This is a genomic window from Mesorhizobium sp. C089B (genome assembly GCF_030323125.1).
Lineage (GTDB): Bacteria > Pseudomonadota > Alphaproteobacteria > Rhizobiales > Rhizobiaceae > Mesorhizobium.
This window is the reverse complement of record NZ_CP100469.1, coordinates 4659575-4678557: the sequence shown is the minus strand read 5'-3', so window position 1 is coordinate 4678557 and position 18983 is coordinate 4659575. Positions and strand designations below refer to the sequence as shown.

The 18983-nt window shown below is 64.4% G+C and carries 19 protein-coding genes and 1 pseudogene; 10 read left to right on the top strand and 10 right to left on the bottom strand.

The features are described 5' to 3' along the window. Positions 1-98: 98 nt before the first annotated feature. Positions 99-1229 carry a molecular chaperone DnaJ gene (gene dnaJ / locus NLY44_RS23145; protein WP_023681322.1) on the top strand — a complete coding sequence of 377 codons (1131 nt, stop codon included), beginning with the start codon at positions 99-101 and terminating at the stop codon, positions 1227-1229. 117 nt (positions 1230-1346) lie between these two features. Next, the gene (gene pmtA, locus NLY44_RS23140) at positions 1347-1952 is read left to right on the top strand and encodes a phospholipid N-methyltransferase PmtA (protein WP_023687484.1); all 606 of its coding nucleotides are present in this window, start codon (positions 1347-1349) and stop codon (positions 1950-1952) included. 95 nt (positions 1953-2047) lie between these two features. On the opposite strand, the gene NLY44_RS23135 is transcribed toward pmtA, so the two are convergent. Continuing rightward, entirely contained in the window at positions 2048-2956 is a 909-nt protein-coding gene (locus NLY44_RS23135; RefSeq protein WP_023673197.1) for a LysR family transcriptional regulator, read from the bottom strand. Positions 2957-3078: 122 nt separating this feature from the next. Here NLY44_RS23135 and NLY44_RS23130 point away from each other — a divergent pair, with 122 nt between their 5' ends. The 4 genes from NLY44_RS23130 (at position 3079) to NLY44_RS23115 (ending at position 5417) form a co-directional block, all read left to right on the top strand. Continuing rightward, positions 3079-3690 (top strand): LysE family translocator, encoded by a 612-nt coding sequence (locus tag NLY44_RS23130; protein WP_023714463.1) that lies wholly within the window; start codon positions 3079-3081, stop codon positions 3688-3690. A 120-nt stretch (positions 3691-3810) separates the two neighbouring features. Beyond that, entirely contained in the window at positions 3811-4407 is a 597-nt protein-coding gene (locus NLY44_RS23125) for an NADPH-dependent FMN reductase (protein WP_023673195.1), read from the top strand. Next, positions 4404-5117, top strand: coding sequence for an orotidine-5'-phosphate decarboxylase (pyrF, locus tag NLY44_RS23120; RefSeq protein ID WP_023805806.1), 714 nt, complete (start codon positions 4404-4406; stop codon positions 5115-5117). The genes NLY44_RS23125 and pyrF overlap by 4 nt, the downstream gene beginning before the upstream one ends. A 30-nt stretch (positions 5118-5147) precedes the next feature. Next, entirely contained in the window at positions 5148-5417 is a 270-nt protein-coding gene (locus NLY44_RS23115; RefSeq protein WP_286457821.1) for a DUF1330 domain-containing protein, read from the top strand. A gap of 18 nt (positions 5418-5435) precedes the next feature. Here the strand turns inward: NLY44_RS23115 and NLY44_RS23110 are convergent, their stop codons facing one another. The 9 genes and pseudogenes from NLY44_RS23110 to NLY44_RS23070 form a co-directional block, all read right to left on the bottom strand. Next, positions 5436-5807, bottom strand: a complete 372-nt coding sequence (locus NLY44_RS23110) for a low temperature requirement protein A (protein ID WP_286455262.1) — start codon at positions 5805-5807, stop codon at positions 5436-5438. Next, the gene (locus NLY44_RS23105; protein WP_286455257.1) at positions 5801-6688 is read right to left on the bottom strand and encodes a low temperature requirement protein A; all 888 of its coding nucleotides are present in this window, start codon (positions 6686-6688) and stop codon (positions 5801-5803) included. The genes NLY44_RS23110 and NLY44_RS23105 overlap by 7 nt, the downstream gene beginning before the upstream one ends. A gap of 91 nt (positions 6689-6779) precedes the next feature. Next, the gene (locus NLY44_RS23100; protein WP_023805808.1) at positions 6780-7841 is read right to left on the bottom strand and encodes a D-alanine--D-alanine ligase family protein; all 1062 of its coding nucleotides are present in this window, start codon (positions 7839-7841) and stop codon (positions 6780-6782) included. Positions 7842-7944: 103 nt separating this feature from the next. Beyond that, positions 7945-8820 carry an SMP-30/gluconolactonase/LRE family protein gene (locus NLY44_RS23095; RefSeq protein WP_031356096.1) on the bottom strand — a complete coding sequence of 292 codons (876 nt, stop codon included), beginning with the start codon at positions 8818-8820 and terminating at the stop codon, positions 7945-7947. Then, positions 8820-9460, bottom strand: a pseudogene (locus tag NLY44_RS23090) (2-dehydro-3-deoxy-6-phosphogalactonate aldolase). Before NLY44_RS23090 ends, NLY44_RS23095 begins: the two are co-directional and overlap by 1 nt. Before the next feature lie 21 nt (positions 9461-9481). Then, on the bottom strand, positions 9482-10426 hold the full coding sequence (locus NLY44_RS23085) for a 2-dehydro-3-deoxygalactonokinase (RefSeq protein WP_031356097.1): 945 nt from the start codon (positions 10424-10426) through the stop codon (positions 9482-9484). 5 nt (positions 10427-10431) lie between these two features. After that, positions 10432-11199 (bottom strand): SDR family NAD(P)-dependent oxidoreductase, encoded by a 768-nt coding sequence (locus NLY44_RS23080; RefSeq protein ID WP_023673186.1) that lies wholly within the window; start codon positions 11197-11199, stop codon positions 10432-10434. 168 nt (positions 11200-11367) lie between these two features. After that, the gene (locus NLY44_RS23075; RefSeq protein WP_023681311.1) at positions 11368-12717 is read right to left on the bottom strand and encodes a putative bifunctional diguanylate cyclase/phosphodiesterase; all 1350 of its coding nucleotides are present in this window, start codon (positions 12715-12717) and stop codon (positions 11368-11370) included. Positions 12718-12817: 100 nt separating this feature from the next. Then, positions 12818-14617 (bottom strand): hypothetical protein, encoded by a 1800-nt coding sequence (locus tag NLY44_RS23070; RefSeq protein WP_023805811.1) that lies wholly within the window; start codon positions 14615-14617, stop codon positions 12818-12820. A 124-nt stretch (positions 14618-14741) separates the two neighbouring features. On the opposite strand from NLY44_RS23070, the gene NLY44_RS23065 reads away from it, so the two are divergent. From NLY44_RS23065 to NLY44_RS23050, 4 genes are all read left to right on the top strand, one after another. Beyond that, entirely contained in the window at positions 14742-15746 is a 1005-nt protein-coding gene (locus tag NLY44_RS23065; RefSeq protein WP_023805812.1) for a glycosyltransferase, read from the top strand. Positions 15747-15750: 4 nt separating this feature from the next. Continuing rightward, positions 15751-16125 (top strand): GtrA family protein, encoded by a 375-nt coding sequence (locus NLY44_RS23060; protein ID WP_023805813.1) that lies wholly within the window; start codon positions 15751-15753, stop codon positions 16123-16125. A gap of 134 nt (positions 16126-16259) precedes the next feature. Then, positions 16260-17213: a glutathione synthase gene (gene gshB, locus NLY44_RS23055; RefSeq protein ID WP_023805814.1), complete on the top strand. Its 954-nt coding sequence runs from the start codon at positions 16260-16262 to the stop codon at positions 17211-17213. A gap of 133 nt (positions 17214-17346) precedes the next feature. Continuing rightward, positions 17347-18879 carry a YifB family Mg chelatase-like AAA ATPase gene (locus NLY44_RS23050; protein WP_023673178.1) on the top strand — a complete coding sequence of 511 codons (1533 nt, stop codon included), beginning with the start codon at positions 17347-17349 and terminating at the stop codon, positions 18877-18879. Positions 18880-18983: the final 104 nt, after the last annotated feature.

Sequence of the window (18983 nt, the reverse complement as noted above, 5' to 3'; positions counted from 1 at the left end):
CCCTAGCATCCGGGCAGCACCGCTCCTAAATCGAGACAACGTGCCGGCAAACGACGCAACATGCATCAAGACGTTGAGCATCCGGACTGCGGGAAAAGATGAAAGCTGATTTCTACGAGACGCTGGGCGTGCAAAAGGGCGCCGACGAGAAGGAGCTCAAGAGCGCTTTCCGCAAGCTGGCCATGCAGTTCCATCCCGACCGCAATCCCGGCGATCACTCATGCGAGCATAAGTTCAAGGAAATCAACGAAGCCTACGAAACGCTGAAGGACCCGCAGAAGCGCGCGGCCTATGACCGTTTCGGTCACGCCGCCTTCGAGCAGGGCGGCATGAATGGCGGCGCGCAAGGTTTTGGCGCCGGCGGCTTCGCCGACATTTTCGAAGATATTTTCGGCGACATGATGGGCGGGCGCCAGCGCCGCTCGTCGGGCGGCCGCGAACGCGGCGCCGATTTGCGCTACAATATGGAAATCACGCTGGAAGAAGCGTTTGCCGGCAAGACCGCGCAAATCCGCGTGCCGGCCTCGATCTCATGCACGGAATGCTCCGGGACCGGCGCCAAGCCCGGCACCCAGCCGGTGACCTGCTCGATGTGCCATGGCCACGGCAAGGTACGGGCGACGCAAGGCTTCTTCTCGATCGAGCGTACCTGCCCGCAATGCCAAGGCCGCGGCCAGACGATCAAGGACCCGTGCCCGAAATGCGCCGGCCAGGGCCGTGTCACCGAGGAACGCTCGCTGTCGGTCAATATCCCGGCCGGCATCGAGGACGGCACCCGCATCCGGCTTGCCAATGAGGGCGAGGCGGGCCTGCGCGGCGGCCCATCGGGCGACCTCTATATTTTTCTGGCGGTGAAGCCGCATGAATTCTTCCAGCGCGACGGCGCCGATCTCTACTGCAAGGTGCCGATATCGATGACGACGGCCGCCCTTGGCGGCTCGTTCGAGGTGACGACGCTGGACGGCAGTCAGACCAAGGTGAAAGTGACCGAAGGCACGCAGAACGGCCGCCAGTTCCGCCTCAAGGGCAAGGGCATGCCGGTGCTGCGCCAGCCCAATGTCGGGGACCTCTATATCCAGACCGCGGTCGAAACGCCGCAAAACCTGTCGCGCCGCCAGCGCGAGCTGCTGGAAGAGTTCGAGCAGCTGTCGTCGAAGGACAATTCGCCCCAGTCGAGCGGCTTTTTCGCCCGCATGAAGGACTTTTTCGAATCCTTCGGCGAGCACTGAACCCAAACCAAGGCCGCCACGCTTCCCGAACGTCATCAACATCTTATGCCAGATCGCGCCTTGCCTTGGACCTGTTAGCTGCTAAGTAGCGTTCGGGGAGTGTTGAGGAGAACTTGCATGGCACGTGGTCCGGGATTGCGGAAGGCGCTGGCGGAAAAGTTCGACGACGAACTCAAATTCTTCAAAGGCTGGATCGACAAGCCGAAGTCGGTCGGTTCGATCGTGCCGACAAGCTCCATCACCGCCCGCAAGATGGCTTCCATCGTCAATCCGAAGTCCGGCCTGCCGGTGCTTGAAGTCGGACCCGGCACAGGCGTCATCACCCGTGCAATCCTCGCCCAGGGCGTTAAGCCCGAAAACCTGTACGCGGTCGAGTATTCCACCGATTTCGTGCGCCATCTGCGCCAGCTCTACCCCGGCGTCAACGTCATCGAGGGCGATGCCTTCAATCTCAACGCCACGCTTGGCGAGAAGAGCGGGATGGTTTTCGATTCCGTCGTCTCCGGCGTGCCGCTGCTCAATTTTCCGGTCGCACAGCGGATCGCCTATATTGAAAGCCTGCTAGACCGCATCCCGGTTGGACGGCCGATCGTGCAGCTGACCTATGGGCCGTTGTCGCCGATCCCGCCCGGCCGCGGCAATTACACGGTCAAGCATTTCGACTTCATCTTCCGCAACATCCCGCCGACGCAGCTGTGGATCTACCGGCGCGAAGCGCATTAGCTGGTATTGGGGGCGGGAGAAGTCTCTGGCGCCTTGTAGAGGATCGACGTCTCCCGAAGGAAGCTCGATTGAGGGTCGATCCACATCCTTGACTGTTATCCGCCTCGCAAACTCGTGGCGACCTCTCTGATCGCCGCGCACATGGCCCGCACGGCCGTTGCTTCGGCGCTGCTGGAGAACAGAAGCAGCAGAGGCCGACGCGCACGCGGCTCCAGAGGACGCCTCGCGACGGTTCGCTGCCAATCGGCCGGAAACGCCAGGCCTGGCGCAATCGACAAACCGCGCCCGGCCCCAACCAGAGCAAGCAGCGCCGCCATATCGCTCGCCGACAGGATGACAACTGGCGCAACGCCAAAATCCTGGAACAATTCGGCAAGCATTGGTCCGCAGCCGCCGCTCGACATGATGAATGGCTGGCCGTCGAGAGCGCGGATCGGAAATGACCCGCCTTGGACTGAGTTCTTTTGCGATGACGCCACAAAGAGTTCGTCGTCGACAAGTTCCTCGGCTTGGCAATTGCCGGCGATGTAGGACAGTCCAATATCGGCGGCACCGCGATCGACCCACTCCGCCACCTCGGTATCCGTGCCCAAGAGCAGTTCGACAGCAAGCTCCGGGTGCCGGACGGAAGTAATGTTCAACGCATATGGAGCAATCTTTACCGAGGCGCTGCTGACCAGCGCGAGCCGTACTCTGCCTTTGATGGAGTGTTCCCGTAGGCCGGCAAGACGGCCTAAAGCATGCAAAGCGGCGCGCGCCGCATCCAAAGCCGCCTCGCCGGTTGCGGTGAAAGCGACACCGCGCCGATCACGTATGACGAGGGGCGCGCCAACGATCTCCTCCAGCGCCTTCATTGCATGGCTTATGGCCGATTGAGAAAGACAGAGCCGCTCGGCGGTTTTCGTGAAGCTGCGCGTCTCGCTGAGCGATGTCAGGACGCGCACCATTGTGATGTTGATATTAGCTTTGTTCATGGCTGCCGAAATATCTTTCATTTCGCTCATATTAAAGGGCGCTGTAGGTTTGTGAAGATGAGGGAAACGACCCTCGAAATCGCGGCGAGCGGCTTCCTGGCCTCTCTGGCATGCAGGCGTGCGGTACGACGAGCCTGAAATTGGAGCTTCGCATGAGCTACCTTCCGCAATTCCTGACACTTGCTTCAGTGTTCCTGCTCGGCGCCATGAGCCCGGGACCCGATTTTGTAGCCGTGACTTCCCATGCGCTGATCAGCCGTCGCGCGGGGTTCCATGTGGCGCTTGGCATTGCCGCAGCGATCATGGTGTGGGCGGCTCTCGCGATGTTTGGCCTGGGCCTCGTGCTGACGCAGATTGCATGGGCTCACCTTGCCGTCCGGATCGCCGGCGCCGTGTATCTCGGTTACCTGGGCAGCAAGATCCTTTTGTCGGCTTGGCAGGCGCAGCCACCGCTGGCCGTCAGTGGCGCAGAGACTACGGCTCCTTGGCGAAGCGGCTTCGTTGTCGGAATTACAAATCCGAAGACGGCCGCCTTCTTCGCGAGCCTGTTCATATCGGTATTGCCGATGCAGGCTCCGATCTGGGTCCAGGCAGTGTCGCTGGCCATAATCGGGCTGGTCGCGATGGCGTGGTTTGGGCTTGTCGCGCTAATGTTCTCCACAAGAAGGGTTCGGTCGGTATATGGCAGCGTCCGCAGGCCGATAGATGCCTTGCTCGGAGTTGCACTCATCGCGCTGAGTGCAAGAATTGCGGTCACCCACTAGCAATAGCCCAGCTGCTCGGCACACCTTCGCGCGCCTGCCCCCCGATCGTTTCCGTTTTTTGAGCCAGTGCGTTGATTTGCGCAGCCTCTGGCTGTACCTGTCCGGGAACAAGAGTGGCCAATGGCTGTGATCGCGAAAATCCTCGTCTTCGCCGGCTCGGTGCGCAGCGGCGCCTTCAGCGGCAGGACCGCCGATGTGGCGCAGAAGGAGCTGGCCATGCAAGGCGCCGAGGTGACGCGCATTTCGCTGGCCGACTATCCGCTGCCGATCATCGACGAGGACCTCGAAAAGGAAAAAGGCGTTCCCGACAACGCCGTGAAGCTCGGCCGGCTGATCGCCGCCCATGACGGGCTACTGATCGCGACGCCGGAATATAATGGCTCGATCCCGCCACTGCTCAAGAACACGATCGACTGGGTAAGCCGGGTGCGCCTCGATGGCGGCTGGCCGGTGAGGCCGCTTGTCGGCAAGGTCGCCGGCCTGTGCTCGTCTTCCAACGGACATTTCGCCGGGATCCGCTGCATCAACCATCTGCGCGCCGTGCTGGTGCGCTGCCAGTTGGAGATGGTGACGCCGGAATGCTCGGTATCCGATGGCGGCAGTGCCTTCGACGGCGACGGCAATTTCAGGGATGAGAGACTGACCAAATCGATGGAGCACCTATGCCGCACGCTGATCGAAACCTCGCGCATGCTGTCGACCCGGACCGGGGCATGATTTCCACAGCCATGCAGGCCCATACCATGAGAGAAAGGCTGATCGTCGGCCTCGACGTGCCGACGGTGAAAGAGGCCGAACAGGCGGTGCGCGAACTCGACGGCGTCGTCTCCTTCTACAAGATCGGCTATCAGCTGGCCTTCGCCGGCGGGCTCGACTTCGCCAGGGAGTTGGCCAGCGGCGGCACCAGAATCTTCCTCGACATGAAGCTGCTCGACATCGACCACACGGTGGCCAAGGGTGTCGAGAACATCGTGCGCATGGGCATGACCATGCTGACCATCCACGCCTATCCCAAGGCGATGCGGGCCGCGGTGGAGGCCGCCAGGGGCAGCGACCTGTGCCTGCTGGCGGTCAGCGTGCTGACCTCGATGGACGAGCAGGACGTGATCGACGCCGGCTATGAATATGACCCGCACACGCTGGTGCTGAGGCGCGCCGAACAGGCGCTGCATGCAGGCATGGGCGGCGTCGTCTGCTCGGCCGAGGAGGCGGAAGCGGTGCGCCGCATCGTCGGACCCGACCTGGCGGTGGTGACGCCGGGGATACGGCCCAAGGGCAGCGACCATGGTGACCAGAAACGCGTGGTGACGCCCGGCCAGGCGATCCGCAACGGCTCCAGCCATCTTGTTGTGGGCCGGCCAATCGTGGCGGCAAGCGACAGGCGCGCGGCGGCGGAAGCCATACTGGAAGAGATGCGCGCCGCGTAACGAGGAGAAGAAAATGCCCAAGGATACTGGATAGCCCGCGTCGATGTGCGCGACGCCGAAGGCTACAAGGACTATGTCGCTGCCGCCAAGCTCGCTTTCGACCGTTTCGACGTGAAGTTCCTTGCCCGTGGCGGTGAGCATGAAAAGGCCGAGGGGCCTGGCCGCGCCCGCAATGTCATTATCGAGTTCGAATCGCTCAGCGCGGCGCACGATTGCTACCACTCGCCGGAGTACCAGCGCGCCGTCGCCATCCGTCAGAAAGTAGCCGATGGCGAGATCGTGCTGGTCGAGGGTATCTGACGCGCGAAGCTGCTCTGCTCAGTGCGGCGCTTCCTCCTGCGCCAGCACCTCCAGTTGATGGCGGTGCCCCGACAGCTCATAGCCGACAACGGTGACGGCCGGCGCTAGCGTGAGTAAGATGAGGCAGACCGCCATGTCGACGCCGGCAAGGGCGGCGATGATGGCAAGTGCGACGACCGCAGCCGTTCCCGCCAGCAGCCAGACATAGAGGGGATCGAAGCGCTGGACGAGATAATAATACAGCGCGTAGATCGCCCCCAGGAACACGCCTAGCGGAATGGCGACCGAGAGCAGGGTCGCTACCGGGCCGATATGGGCCTTGTGCTCGATGAAATAGGCCGCGACATGCAGCCCGGCGCCGGTGGCGACGATGGCCGCCACGATCAGCATCTGGCCATAGCCCCAGACAAAAGAGCGATTGCGGTGCTGGTGCAGCACCGTCCCGAGGGCAGCATGTAATAGACCCACCACATGCCGAAGGTGAGACCCATTCCGGCAATGCCGATCAAGGCGGCATCGAGGTTCCAGCCCTGCTCCTCGACCACGGCCGACAGCGTCGCCAGCGTGCCGACCACCCCTTCGCCCAGCGCGATGATGGCGAAGAGGCTGTAGCGCTCGGCGACGTGATGCGCGTGCCAGGGCGTGCCGCCATCCCGGCGTTCGGCGATGACCGGTCCGGCAAGCTCGATGAGAAGCAGGACCGCGCCGAAAGCCAGGCTCGTCGCCAGCGAGAAATCGACCAGGATCTGCACCACCCAGCCGATCTGGGCGATCGCGATGGCGATGGCATAGGTGAGACAGGCACGCCGCCGCCCAGGGTCCTGCCGCGCCGCGCGCAGCCATTGGAAGATCATGGCGACGCGCATGATGACGTAGCCCAGCACCATCACCGAATTGTTGAGGTGTTCGCCATGCTCGATCGAGGCGAACATGCGCGGCAGGCCGATGGCCAGCACCAGCACGCCGATCATCTGCACCATGGTGACGAGGCGGAAGATCCAATCGTCGGTGTCATAGGCGGAGGAAAACCAGGAGAAATTGATCCACGCCCAGCAGATCGCGAAGCTGGCAAAGCCGAAGCCGATCAGCGCCGCCGCGTAGTGGCCCTCGGCCAAGGCATGCGCCAGTTGCGACGAGGCAAGGCTGAAGGCGGTGACGAAGGTCAGATCGAACAGCAGCTCGAGCGGCGTGGCGACGCGATGCGCCTCATGCGGATCGCGCCCGGCCATGCGCCTTATGTGATGATGGAGGGAGCTTGCTGGTGTGCTCATCGCGCGGCCTTGCCTGAGGACTGTCCCGCGACACTAAAGGTGGAGCAAAAGCCGTCAAGGCGCGGTAGGTCGTGCCGGTCCCCGCGGCCTTTCAGATCGCCTGTCGGTTCAGTCGGTTCGCCGCCGTCTCGGCAACCGCATCGGCCAGCGTCATGCTCCATTGCAGCCGGCAATAGGCGCGGAAATCGAAGCAGGGCAGGCCGGGACAGACTTCGAACTCGATGAGGTGGGCATGATCGGTGGCCTCGACCCTGAAATCGATGGAAAACACGTCGCGCAGGCCAAGTCCGCTGACCAGCCGCTCGGCGATGCGGCGGATGGTTGCGGCGGCTGCCGGCTGGGTGTCGGCGACCGGCTCCAGCACCGGCTCGCTGTATAGCCCAGCCGCCTTGGCGGCCTCGCCGGTGTCGCCGTAAAGCGCCATCGAGTCCGCCATGGTCTGGAAATCGCCGCCGGAGTCGACGAACGCAATGCCGAGCGCTTCCGCCCCGGCATCCGTTTGCAGCCCAAGGAAGCTGGCGCGGACATTGCGACCGCCGACATAGGGCTGGACGACGACATCGTCGCGATAAGCGGCATAGACCCGCCGGCTAAGCTCCAGCGCATGGGCCAGGTCGTTGCAGCGTGAATCCGGCCAGATGCCTACCTTGGAGCCGAGCCGGTTCGGCTTGACGAACCAGCCGGCTTCCGAAGCTGGCGGGTCGGCCAGCCAGCGGCCGTCGCGGGCCAGGCCTGCCTGCGGCGCCGGCAGGCCGAGCGCGCAAAACACGGCGCCGGAACGGAACTTGTCCTGGCAAAGCGCGAACAGCGCATCGTCGGCTCCGATGGTTCTAAGCCCATTCAGCCTGGCAAGTGCGGGCGCCGCAGCACCGCGGAAATAGGCAATGCCGTCGGTCAGCGTCCAGACCAGCGTGGTTGCGGGATCCGCCTTCGCCAGCGCTGCCGCCGCATCGTCGAGTTCGACCGGCAGGAAGGCGAGGCCGCGCCGCCCGCAAGCCGCAGTGAGCTCATCGAATTCGGGCGCGAGATCGGTCGATTGCGCCAGATAGGACGAGATTTCCAAGGCACGCTCGGCAGGAAAGCCATCGGCGACCAGCCTGTCGAAACAGGCCTTTTCAGGCTCGTAGACGAGGATCAAGGTCGGGCGCGGCATGGGTCAAAGCTTCTCGGTGATGCAGCCACACCATCGCACGGCCAATGCGATCGGCTTGCGCGAAATCGACCCGCGCCCGCCGCCTGCACGACAACCGGTACGCTCAGGCGATCAGCACGCGCGGCTCGAAGCGGCCGTTGACGGGGATGTCGAGCAGGAAGGTCATGCCGGCCTGTGGGTCGAGCTTGCGCTGCTTGTCGTCCTTGCCTTTCCAGGCCGAGGTCACCGCCAGCCGATCGGCCTTGGCCCCGACAAAGGCCGGGCACGAGGACTGCCCCGCCGGCACGGCAATTTCGCGCAACAATGTGCCATCTGGCGAATAGGCCTTGACCGCCTTGCCGCCCCAGACGGCGTTCCACAGCACGCCGTCGCGATCAACGACCGAGCCGTCGACAAAGCCCTTGGACGAGCGATGGTCGACGAACACTTTCGACTCGCCGATCGGCAGGCCCGTCGCCGGATCGCAGGCGACACGCATCAACAGGCCGGTCGAGGTATCGGTGTAGTAGGCGATCGTTCCATCCTGCGAGAAACAGATCGAGTTCGACACGGTGATGCCGGTGTAAAGCGTGCGCAGCTCGCCCTTGAAGAACCAGTAGATGGAGCCGGCGCCCTTCTCCTCACCCTTGCCCATCGTGCCGACCCAGAAGGCGCCACAAGGGTGGACGCGCGAATCGTTGGAGCGGGTCAGCGCATTGTCGGCCTCGATGGGCGTATGCAGCGTCAGCTTGCCGGTCGAGACGTCGCGGACATGCAGGCCAGTCTCGGTGGCGATGAGCTGGCGATTGTCATCGACAATGGCGATGGCGCTGGCCATCTGGCCGAGTTCATGGACTTTCCGCGCGCCGGACGTGACACCCTGCTCCAGCAGCAGGCCGTTGACAATGTCGAACCAGAACAGCGTATCGGTGGCGGGATCGTAGCTCGGCCCCTCGCCGAGCTCGCAGACATGGTCCGAGAAAACCGAAACGTTTTCCATCATGCCGCTCCGCCGAAGGCCGCATCCCAGGCCGTCACCGCCGCCCGGGCGCGCGAGGCCACCTCGTCGACGCTCATACCAGGTTTGAACAGGCTGGAGCCAAGACCAAAAGCAGTCACCCCAGCAGCTTTGTAGCCGGCAAAGTCTTTGTCGGAAACGCCGCCGACGGCGCCGACCACGGTATCGGCCGGCAGCACGGCCCGCATCGCCGAAATGCCGCTAGGCCCGAGCACGCTTGCCGGGAAGAATTTGAGCGCCGAAGCCCCAAGCCTAATCGCCTGAAAAGCTTCGGTGGGGTGAACACGCCTGGCATCGTCACCATGCCATGGTGCATGGCGCGGGCCATGACTTCGGCATCGATGTTGGGGCTGACCAGCAGCCTCCCGCCGGCCTTGGCCAGGGCGTCGACATCGGCTGAAGTCAGCACCGTGCCGGCGCCGACCAGCGTTGTCTTGGGCAATGCGGTGACAATGCTGGCGATCGATGAAAACGGCTCCGGCGAATTGAGCGGCACCTCGATGGCTTCGATGCCGGCGTCAAACAGCGCCTGGCAGATGGCAACCGCCTCGCTGGGTTTGAGGCCGCGCAGAATGGCGATAAGACCACGCTTGAGCTTCGGGAAGGGGGCGGTCTGGGTCACGCTGTCACTCCACTCTGGTGGTCATTTGGCGATCATGCCATTTTCGCGCGCTGCCTCAATAAGGCCGGCACGCACCGCCTCGTCGGCGTCGACCGTCCTGACGGCAAGCCCTGCAAGGTCGAGCGCCTGGCGGTAGAGGGCTGCTAGCGACCCCGAGGCGACCAGCACGATTGCAGTGGTGCTTTCGCCATAGCGGCGGCCCGCCGAGGCGATCTCGCCGCCGATCAGCAGGCCGGACAGGCAAGCGGCGGCATCGTCGGCCTTGAGGTTCTGCAGCAGGCCGGCGGCGCGGATCGAGAACAGCCGCGAGGTGACATCGCCGCCCTCCGCCAAAGCCTTGCGGCACCATTCCTGGAAGAACGGATTTTCCGGAATGACCGGCTTCGGGCTCTCGCCCAGCGAATGGCGCAGGATCGAGTGAGTGGCCAGCACCGAAAACAGCTCGCCGGTCGGCCAGGTGCAGAAGCCGTCGACCGCGCCGTCTTCGACCAGAACCCATTTCGAATGGGTGCCGGGCATGCAGACGAGATGGCGACCTTTTGCCGGCAAACCGGCGCCGGCAAGCTGGGTTTCCTCGCCGCGCATTACGTCCGGCGCATCTTCCAGGCGCTGCGCCAGGCCAGGCACGATGCGGATGTCGCGGCTCTGGCCGGGAATGCGGGCGGCCCCCGCGAGGATGGCACTGAGCGGCGCCGGCACGGTGACGTAAGGCGCTTCCAGCCAACCCTGGCGCGAGCCGGCCATGCCACAGATGATGACCGGCAGTGTGTCAGGTGCGCCGAGCGCCGCCAGATGGCCCTCGAGGATGGTCGAAAAGCCTTTTTGCTGCGCGGTGATCAACCCATCATCGCCGCGACGCTCGGCAAGCACCCCGCCCGCCTCGTCGACCAGCCAGACCCGCATGCGGGTCGTGCCCCAGTCGACGGCGGCGACTGCCGGCGTGCCTTTTGCCGGATTTTGATTCACCGGGCTCACAGGAAACCCCCGTCCACGATCAACATCTGCGCCGTCAGCATACGCGAGGCGTCGGAGGCCAGGAACAGCACCGTGCCGACGATGTCGTCGGGCTGCATGACCTGCTTGATGCATTGCTTGGCCACATGGGCGGCGAGCCCCTGCTCGGTGACCCAGAGTTCCCGCTGCCGCTCGGTGATCACCCAGCCCGGCGCAATCGCATTGACGCGGATGCCGTCGACCCCAAGCTTGCCCGCGAGACCTTTGGTGAGGCCGAGTATGCCGGCCTTGGCGGCGGTGTAGGCCGGCATATCGGGGTGGTTGATGAGATAGGAGGTTGAGGTGAAGTTGATGATCGAACCGCCGCCGGCCCGCTTCATGCCCGGCGCGACCGCCTGTGCGGTGAAGAAATGCGGGCGCAGATTGACGGCGAGATTGTTGTCCCAGAACTCGACGGTAACGTCAGCGACATCGTGGCGTTCGTCCCAGGCGGCATTGTTGACCAGCACGGTGACGTCGCCATGTGCCTCAGCCGCTTTGGCGGCCGAAGCGCGCAACGCCTCGACGTCACGCAAATCGGTCTTGAGGTAGAGCGGTCGCCGGCCAAGTTCTTTTTCGACGCGGTCGGCAAGCAGCGTGCTTGGGCCATCGGCGATGTCGATGAAGGCGACATGGGCGCCTTGGCGAACGAAGCCCTCGGTCAGTGCCGCACCAATTCCGGAACCGCCGCCGGTGATCAGCACCGAGGCTCCCCTGAGGTCGGCAAAATCGGCCGATGGCATCATATCTTCATCTCCCGGTCCGGTCGGCGCGCATCCTATCCAGCCAAGTCCGGGGAGCAAGGGCGAAAACGGCGATTTGATTGGCTTATGTCAGACAAAAGGCCGCAAGATGGCGGGCACAGTCGATCTGGCTCGCACCGCTGACTTGCTCGACGCAGGCCAGACCGCCGGTCAGACTGCCTTGGCGTAGAGGGCGCCGCGATAGGAATCGCGGAGGTAGCCGAGCGTGGCGTCGGCATCGACTGGTTTGCCGAAGAGATAGCCCTGGCCGCCGGCGCAGCCGAACTGGACGAGGCGGTCGGCCTGCGCCTCCTCCTCGATGCCTTCGGCGACGACATCCATGCCGAGCCCTTCGCACATGGCCAGAATGGCGCGGATGATGTGTTCCGACGGTCGGTCGTCGAGGATCGAGGAGACGAAGGCGCGGTCGATCTTGAGCTTGTCGAAATGGAATTCGCGCAAGCGGCCGAGCGAGGACTGGCCGGTGCCGAAATCGTCGAGCGAGACTCGGATGCCGACGCGACGCAGATCCTCGACGATCTTCTCGGCCGAGGCCGGATCGTTCATCAGGCCGGTTTCGGTGATTTCGATCTCCAGCCGTCGCGGATCGAAGCCGGTGCGGTCGAGGATCGACAATATGTGCAGGCCGGTGTTCTGGTCGACGAGCTGCGAGGGCGACAGGTTGAAGGACAGGAACAGGTCCTTCGGCCAGCTGCGCGCCGCTTCGGTCGCCTTGCGCAGTACCAGCTGCGACAGCGGGCCGATGATGCCGCGCTCTTCGGCGATCGGGATGAACACGGTCGGCGGCACCACGCCGAGGTCGCGATCGGTCCAGCGCGCCAGCGTCTCGAAGCCGATGGTGCGGCGGGTGGTCAGATCGACGATGGGCTGGAAATGCGGCTCGACCTCACCGGCCGAGACGGCGCGGCGCAGCGCCTGTTCGATGCGGGTGACGCGCTTGGCCGCCTCTTCCATTTCGCGGGTGTAGACGACGACGCGGCCACGGCCCGAACGCTTGGCGTGGTAGAGCGCCGTTTCGGCCTTGTTGACGAGGATTTCCGTGGTTTCGTCGCCGGAATAAAACAGCGAGCAGCCGACCGAGGCCGAAAGCCTGGCGGTGCGTTCGCCGACATCGTAGGGCGCCGACAGGATTTCGATCATCATGCGCGACTTCTCGGCCGCCGCCTCCTCCGAGAACACCATCGGGTAAAGGAAGGCGAATTCGTCGGCGCCGATGCGGCAGACGGTGGAGTGGCTGTCCATTGAGGCGCGCAGCCGCATCGCCACCTGGATCAATATGTCGTCGCCGGCCTTGTGGCCGAACAGATCGTTGATCGGCTTGAAGCCGTCGAGGTCGAGAATGCCGACCGTGAACGGCGCGGGATCGTCTGCACGGTCGCTGATCAGGCGATCGACCTTATCGAAGAAGCGGCGATGGTTGCCAAGCCCGGTCAGCGCATCGGTGAACGCCAGATCCGAGTTTTCCCTGCTTGCCTGCCCGGTGCCAAACGTCGTTTGCATCGGTATCCCTGTTTGTGACGCCCGAAATTTAGGCTGAGACTGGCAGCAAAGCGTTTAGGAAGCGTATCGCGAAATCGATTTTTCGCTGGCGAATGATGCTTTAGCGGACGCGGTAGAGTTCGACCGGGTCTCCGCGCGTTTCGGCCACCGGTTCGAGCCAATCGGGGACGCTTCCCTGCATAAGCCCGGCCAGGAAGCCTTGCGGCGCCTTGGCGGCAAGCATCTTGCTTTCGGCGCTGCCGCGGCAGAGCGCCATCAGGCCGACGTGGTGAGCCGCCGCGATCATCCTCGCCTGGTCCGCCGATCCGAGGAAGGCATCGAGCGCAAGCAGGTCGCCGGCGATGTTGCGATGATAGGGGCCGGCAAAGACGCGGTGCCCGGAATAGGCCAGGATGGGCGAGCCGAGATTGGAGATGGCAAGCACCGTGGTGTGCGGCAGCCGGGCCAACGCCGCGAAGGAGGCCTTGCGCTCGCAGGACGGATCGTTGTCGGTGTCCTGTGCCTCGACCGAGACCTTGTCGGCCTCGAATACGCTCGACGTCGCGGCGGCAGCACCGGCCCAGACGGCATTCACCGACACCACCCAGACCGCCGCCATGCGCAGCGATACGCTGCGCGCAGGGCTGATCCTCGCCCGTTCGCGCCAGCTTGCGATCCAGGCCGACAGCGGGATGACGGCAAAGGCGATCGAGAATGTCGAGCCGCGCACCTGCCAGGCGCTGACGATGAAGGCGCCGACCAGCAAGGCGCCGACGAGGCTGTCCTGGCGGCGCCATGGTCCGCGCAGGCGAAGCGCCATCAGCGCGATCGCCACCAGCGGCGTGACATAGCGCGCCGCCAGCGACGCCGGCTCGCTGGCGGCAATACTGAACAGCGACTGCGCCTCGTCAATGTGATCGAGCCACAATTCCTTGAGGCGCGGATCGAGGTTTGCGTAGGGAGCCGCAAGGCATTGCGGAAACAGCGCCACGATGACGGCGCCCAGCACAAGCGCGAGCAGGCTAAGCGAGATCAGGCGGCGGCTGGCCGTGCCATTGGACACCGTGAGCGACGTCACGGCGGCAAGCCCCAGTCCGGCGATTGCCGCCACCACGAACTGCACAGCCGAGAAGGCATCGCACTGCGGCTGGCCCATGGCCGATGGCGGGATGGTGGTGACGAAGACGAGGGCTGAAACCCCGGCAAAGCCGAGACCGAAATCCCTGGCGATCCGGCGTTCGCCGCCGGGATCGACGACGAACAGCAAGGCGATGCAGGCGCCGATGGTGGCGACATAGGGCGCGGTTTCCATGCCGACGGCCAGCGTCAGGGCCGCACACAGCCCGGAAATCAGCGCCGCCCAGCGACGCGCCGGCGCCTCGAGCAGCAGGCTGAGGCTGGCCGTGGTCAGCGTCAGCTGGACATTGTGATGATCGAGCACACCCGGCAAGAAAATGCCGATGAAATGCAGCGCTGCAGCGCCGATGACGATAGCGGGCAGCACGGCGCCGACGCCGGCGAAGCTTCGTGCCGCACGGGCTGTAAAAAACACCGCCAGGCAGAACAGCAGCGACGGCCACAGCACCTGTGCGATCGCTTCGGCCATGGCCATGCTGCCGGTCAGCGCTGAGGCGGCGAGGATGATGGCGGCGAGCGGTGCGTCGACCAGCCGCGACCAGTGCATGACGAAACCGCCTTCCGGCCCCATCCTGTACTGATGCAGGTCGAACCAGCCCTGGCCGGCCAGCATGTCGCGAACCTCGACCAGCCGCAGCAGGCTGTCATTGTCGCCGCCGGCATTGCTCAATTCGCGAAAGCCCGTGGCGGCATTGACGGCCAGCACCACCAGCATGGCAAGCAGCGCCAGCGTCATATCGGACTTCCAGGAAGAAGCACCCGCCTTGGCTGCGTTCATCATCATGACCTTCGTCGGAAAGACTGCGGCCTTAAACCTAGCCTTAACAGCTTCAATAAATAGTAAAGTCGCCTGAGCGAGGCCGCATATGAGCGCGGCCGGAGGCTCCGCCGGGCGTCGGGAGACGGAAATGCCGCACGAAGTCCGCCATGAGCCGGCCATTGCCGTGCTCCTGCCTTGTTACAATGAGGAACTGACCATCGCCGAGGTGGTGCGGCGCTTTCGCGAGACGCTGCCATCGGCCGACATCTATGTCTATGACAACAATTCGCGCGACCTGACGGCATTAAAGGCCCGCGCAGCGGGCGCCATCGTCGTCCGCGAGCCGCGCCAGGGCAAGGGCAATGTCGTGCGGCGCATGTTCGCCGACATCGATGCCGATATCTATCTGATGGCCGACGGCGACGGCACCTATGCGCCGGAAGATGCCTCGCTGCTGATCAACATCCTGCAGACCGAGCGCTGCGACATGGTGGTGGGCACCAGGCGCGGCGTCACCGACGATGCCGGCCGTTCCGGCCATGCCTTTGGCAACCGCATTTTCAACAGCCTCTACAAGCGGCTGTTCGGCACCGACTTCACCGACATCTTCTCCGGCTACCGCGTCTTCTCGAGGCGTTTCGTCAAGAGCTTTCCCGCGGTTTCCGGCGGCTTCGAGATCGAGACCGAAATGTCGGTGCATGCCTCGCAGCTCAAACTGCCGGTGAGCGAGATCGCGCTCGATTATGGCCGCCGGCCTGAGGGATCGTCGTCGAAGCTGTCGACCTATCGCGACGGCGCCAGGATCCTGTGGATGTTCGCCATGCTGATGAAGGAGACGCAGCCGCTGCGCTTCTTCGGCGCCTTCGCGATTTTCTTCCTGGCGTCGAGCCTTGCCCTGATGACGCCGGTGCTGATCGAATTCGCCCAGACCGGCCTCGTGCCGCGCATGCCGACCTGGGTGCTGTCGGTCGGCCTGCTGCTGCTCTCGATGCTTGCGATGGTGACCGGATTGATCCTCGATTCGGTATCGCGCGGACGCGCCGAGCAGAAGCGCATTTTCTATCTCTCGGTTCCGTCGGGCCGGGTCGAACGGCGCGAACGCACGAGCGAAACAGCGAAGGCCGAACCGGGCAAGACGCCCCGGGCCGCCTGAGGCCGTGAGCCGGCTCGCCCGCTTCGTCCTGGCCGGCGGCGTTGGTTTCGTCGCCGATGCCGCGGTGCTCTGGCTGCTCTTGGCGGTGACGCCGCTCGGTCCCTTCGTCGCCCGTGTCCTGTCGATCGGCTTTGCGCTGTGCGTCACCTGGCAGATCAACCGGCACCTGACCTTTTCGCCGTCGAGCCGCGGCGTGGCGCAGGAGGGCGCGCGCTATGGCGGCGTCGGCATCGCCACCAGCATTGTCAACTATCTCGTCTACTGCGCCATCCTGTTCGCGCTGCCGGCAATGCCGCCGCTGGCGGCACTTGCCGTCGCTTCGCTGGTCGCCATGGCGCTGTCCTTCATCGGTTACTCCCGGCTGGTCTTCGACCGTTAAAGGTCTGGGCCAAGGAAGCGCGATTGGCAGAAGCCGCCAAGTTCCGTATATCGGCGACTTGCCTTGCCGCAATTCCGGACGGAAAACCGCTACGCACTTTTCCTGGACTTGCTCGACCCGCTGGAGACCAGAAGATGACCCTGAAGATCGCCGTCCAGATGGACCATGTCTCCACCGTCTCGATCGCCGGCGACACGTCGTTTGCGCTGTCGCTGGAGGCGCAGCGGCGCGGCCACCAACTGTTCCACTACACGCCCGACCGGCTGTCGATGCTGGGCGGCAAGGTGTTTGCCCGCATCGAGGAGATGAAGCTCCGCGACGAGAAGGGCAATCATTATACGCTGGGCGACAAGGTGCGCACCGACCTGTCGGAGATGGATGTGATCCTGCTGCGCCAGGATCCGCCCTTCGACATGAATTACATCACCACCACGCATATTCTGGAGCGCATCCACCCGAAGACACTGGTCGTCAACGACCCGGCCTGGGTGCGCAACAGCCCGGAAAAGATCTTCGTCACCGAATTCCCCGACCTGATGCCCGAAACGCTGATCACCAAGGATCCCCAGGAGGTCGCGGCCTTCCGCAAGGAATTCGGCGACATCATCGTCAAGCCGCTCTACGGCAATGGCGGCGCCGGCATCTTCCATCTCAAGGAGGGCGACCGCAACCTCGCCTCGCTGCTCGAAATGTTCGCCCAGCTGTCACGCGAGCCCTATATCGTCCAGCGCTATCTCAAGGATGTGCGCAAGGGCGACAAGCGCATCATCCTGATCGACGGCGAGGCGGTCGGCGCCATCAACCGGGTACCGGCCGACCACGATTCGCGCTCCAACATGCATGTCGGCGGCCGCGCCGAAAAAACCGAACTGACGGAACGCGAACGCGAAATCTGCGCCCGCATCGGCCCATCGCTGAAAGAGCGCGGCTTCATCCTGGTCGGCATCGACGTGATCGGCGACTACATGACCGAGATCAACGTGACCTCGCCAACCGGCGTGCGCGAAGTGCAGCGCTTTGGTGGCGCGGATATCGCCAGCCTGTTCTGGGACGCGGTGGAGGAAATGCGGCGGGTAGGCTCGGCATAGGGAGCATCGCGATCGTGTGTGTGTTCCCGTAATGTTCTTGCCTTCGCCTGAAATCTATGGTTGTCTTGTCCTGACGTCGCTCGCGGTCTGAACCACGAGGCCGAGGCGAGCCGATATCCGGGGGCAGAGCAAGATGGTGGCGCGCGTTCGCACGGTTGCTTTCCAGGGCATCGAGGCCGTACCGGTCGATGTCCAGGTGATGATCGCGCCGGGCAAGGTCGGCATGCAGATTGTCGGCCTGGCCGACAAGGCGGTGGCCGAAAGCCGCGAGCGCGTGCAGGCGGCGCTGCACGCTTCGGGCCTGTCGATGCCGTCGAAGAAGGTGACGGTCAACCTGGCGCCTGCCGACCTGCCCAAGGAAGGGAGCCATTACGACCTGCCGATCGCGCTCGGCCTGATGGCAGCACTCGGCGCCATTCCGGGCGACATGCTGGCCTCCTATGTCGTGCTCGGAGAATTGTCGCTCGACGGCACCATTGCCGCGGTCGCCGGTGCGCTGCCGGCGGCGATCGGTGCCAATGCCGAGGGAAAAGGCCTGATCTGCCCGTTCGGCTGCGGGCCGGAAGCGGCCTGGGCGGGCAAGGATTTCGACATATTGGCGCCGCGCAGCCTGATTGCCATCGCCAATCATTTTCGCGGCACGCAGGTGCTGTCGCGGCCCGAGCCCGGCATCCATGTCTCGGCCCGCGACCTGCCCGACCTTTCAGACATCAAGGGCCAGGAAAGCGCCAAGCGGGCGCTGGAAGTGGCGGCGGCCGGCGGCCACAATCTGTTGATGGTCGGGCCTCCCGGCTCGGGAAAATCGATGCTGGCGCAGAGGCTGCCCTCAATTCTGCCGCCACTGGCGCCCAAGGAACTTCTTGAAGTCTCGATGATCGCCTCGGTGGCCGGCGAGCTCGGCGAAGGCAAGCTCACCGACCGGCGGCCGTTCCGCGCCCCGCACCATTCGGCTTCGATGGCGGCAATGGTCGGCGGCGGCATCAGGGCGCGGCCGGGCGAAGTATCGCTTGCCCACAACGGCGTGCTGTTCCTCGACGAGTTTCCCGAATTCACGCCGCAGACCTTGGATGCGCTGCGCCAACCGCTGGAGACCGGCGACTGCATGATCGCGCGCGCCAACCACCGCGTCACCTATCCAGCGCGCATCCAGCTGGTGGCGGCGATGAACCCGTGCCGTTGCGGCATGGCCGGCGAGCCCGGCTATCGCTGCCTGCGCGGTGAACGCTGCCGCACCGACTACCAGGCGCGCATCTCAGGCCCGCTGCTCGACCGCATCGACCTCAGGATCGAGGTACCGGCTGTCTCGGCCGCCGATCTGATCCGGCCGGATCGGGCGGAGAAAAGTGCCGCCGTTGCGCAGCGCGTCGCGCGCGCCCGCACCATCCAGCGCGAACGGTTCGAGCGGCTCGGCGTGACCAGCGCGACCACCAACGCGCATTGCTCGCCTTCTGTTATCGAGGACATCGCGATGCCGGATGCCGCCGGCCTGTCTCTGTTGAAGGACGCCAGCGAAAAGCTCGGCTTTTCCGCGCGCGCCTATCATCGGGTGCTGAAAGTGGCGCGCACGCTGGCCGATCTCGAAGCGAGAGAAACCGTCGGCCGCATTCACCTGGCCGAGGCGATTTCCTACCGCATGATGTCGGAGCGGGTGGCGCAGGCGGCGTAACGCTCCTCCTTGAGGGAAGGTGGCCCCGAAGCGGCAGGGTGGGGGTCGCCGAAGAATGGTCGATCTTTTTGGAGCCGAGCCGAGAAAGGGCCTCTGCAATGACA

Coding starts and splice junctions, on each gene's coding strand:
- pmtA (WP_023687484.1), top strand. CDS start 1,347: ATGGCACGTGGTCCGGGATTGCGGAAGGCGCTGGCGGAAAAGTTCGAC.
- NLY44_RS23075 (WP_023681311.1), bottom strand. CDS start 12,717: ATGCAAACGACGTTTGGCACCGGGCAGGCAAGCAGGGAAAACTCGGAT.
- NLY44_RS23125 (WP_023673195.1), top strand. CDS start 3,811: ATGGCTGTGATCGCGAAAATCCTCGTCTTCGCCGGCTCGGTGCGCAGC.
- pyrF (WP_023805806.1), top strand. CDS start 4,404: ATGATTTCCACAGCCATGCAGGCCCATACCATGAGAGAAAGGCTGATC.
- NLY44_RS23105 (WP_286455257.1), bottom strand. CDS start 6,688: ATGAGCACACCAGCAAGCTCCCTCCATCATCACATAAGGCGCATGGCC.
- NLY44_RS23110 (WP_286455262.1), bottom strand. CDS start 5,807: ATGCTGATCGTGGCGGCCATCGTCGCCACCGGCGCCGGGCTGCATGTC.
- NLY44_RS23095 (WP_031356096.1), bottom strand. CDS start 8,820: ATGGAAAACGTTTCGGTTTTCTCGGACCATGTCTGCGAGCTCGGCGAG.
- NLY44_RS23080 (WP_023673186.1), bottom strand. CDS start 11,199: ATGATGCCATCGGCCGATTTTGCCGACCTCAGGGGAGCCTCGGTGCTG.
- NLY44_RS23050 (WP_023673178.1), top strand. CDS start 17,347: ATGGTGGCGCGCGTTCGCACGGTTGCTTTCCAGGGCATCGAGGCCGTA.
- NLY44_RS23070 (WP_023805811.1), bottom strand. CDS start 14,617: ATGATGATGAACGCAGCCAAGGCGGGTGCTTCTTCCTGGAAGTCCGAT.
- NLY44_RS23065 (WP_023805812.1), top strand. CDS start 14,742: ATGCCGCACGAAGTCCGCCATGAGCCGGCCATTGCCGTGCTCCTGCCT.
- dnaJ (WP_023681322.1), top strand. CDS start 99: ATGAAAGCTGATTTCTACGAGACGCTGGGCGTGCAAAAGGGCGCCGAC.
- NLY44_RS23130 (WP_023714463.1), top strand. CDS start 3,079: ATGAGCTACCTTCCGCAATTCCTGACACTTGCTTCAGTGTTCCTGCTC.
- gshB (WP_023805814.1), top strand. CDS start 16,260: ATGACCCTGAAGATCGCCGTCCAGATGGACCATGTCTCCACCGTCTCG.
- NLY44_RS23135 (WP_023673197.1), bottom strand. CDS start 2,956: ATGAGCGAAATGAAAGATATTTCGGCAGCCATGAACAAAGCTAATATC.
- NLY44_RS23100 (WP_023805808.1), bottom strand. CDS start 7,841: ATGCCGCGCCCGACCTTGATCCTCGTCTACGAGCCTGAAAAGGCCTGT.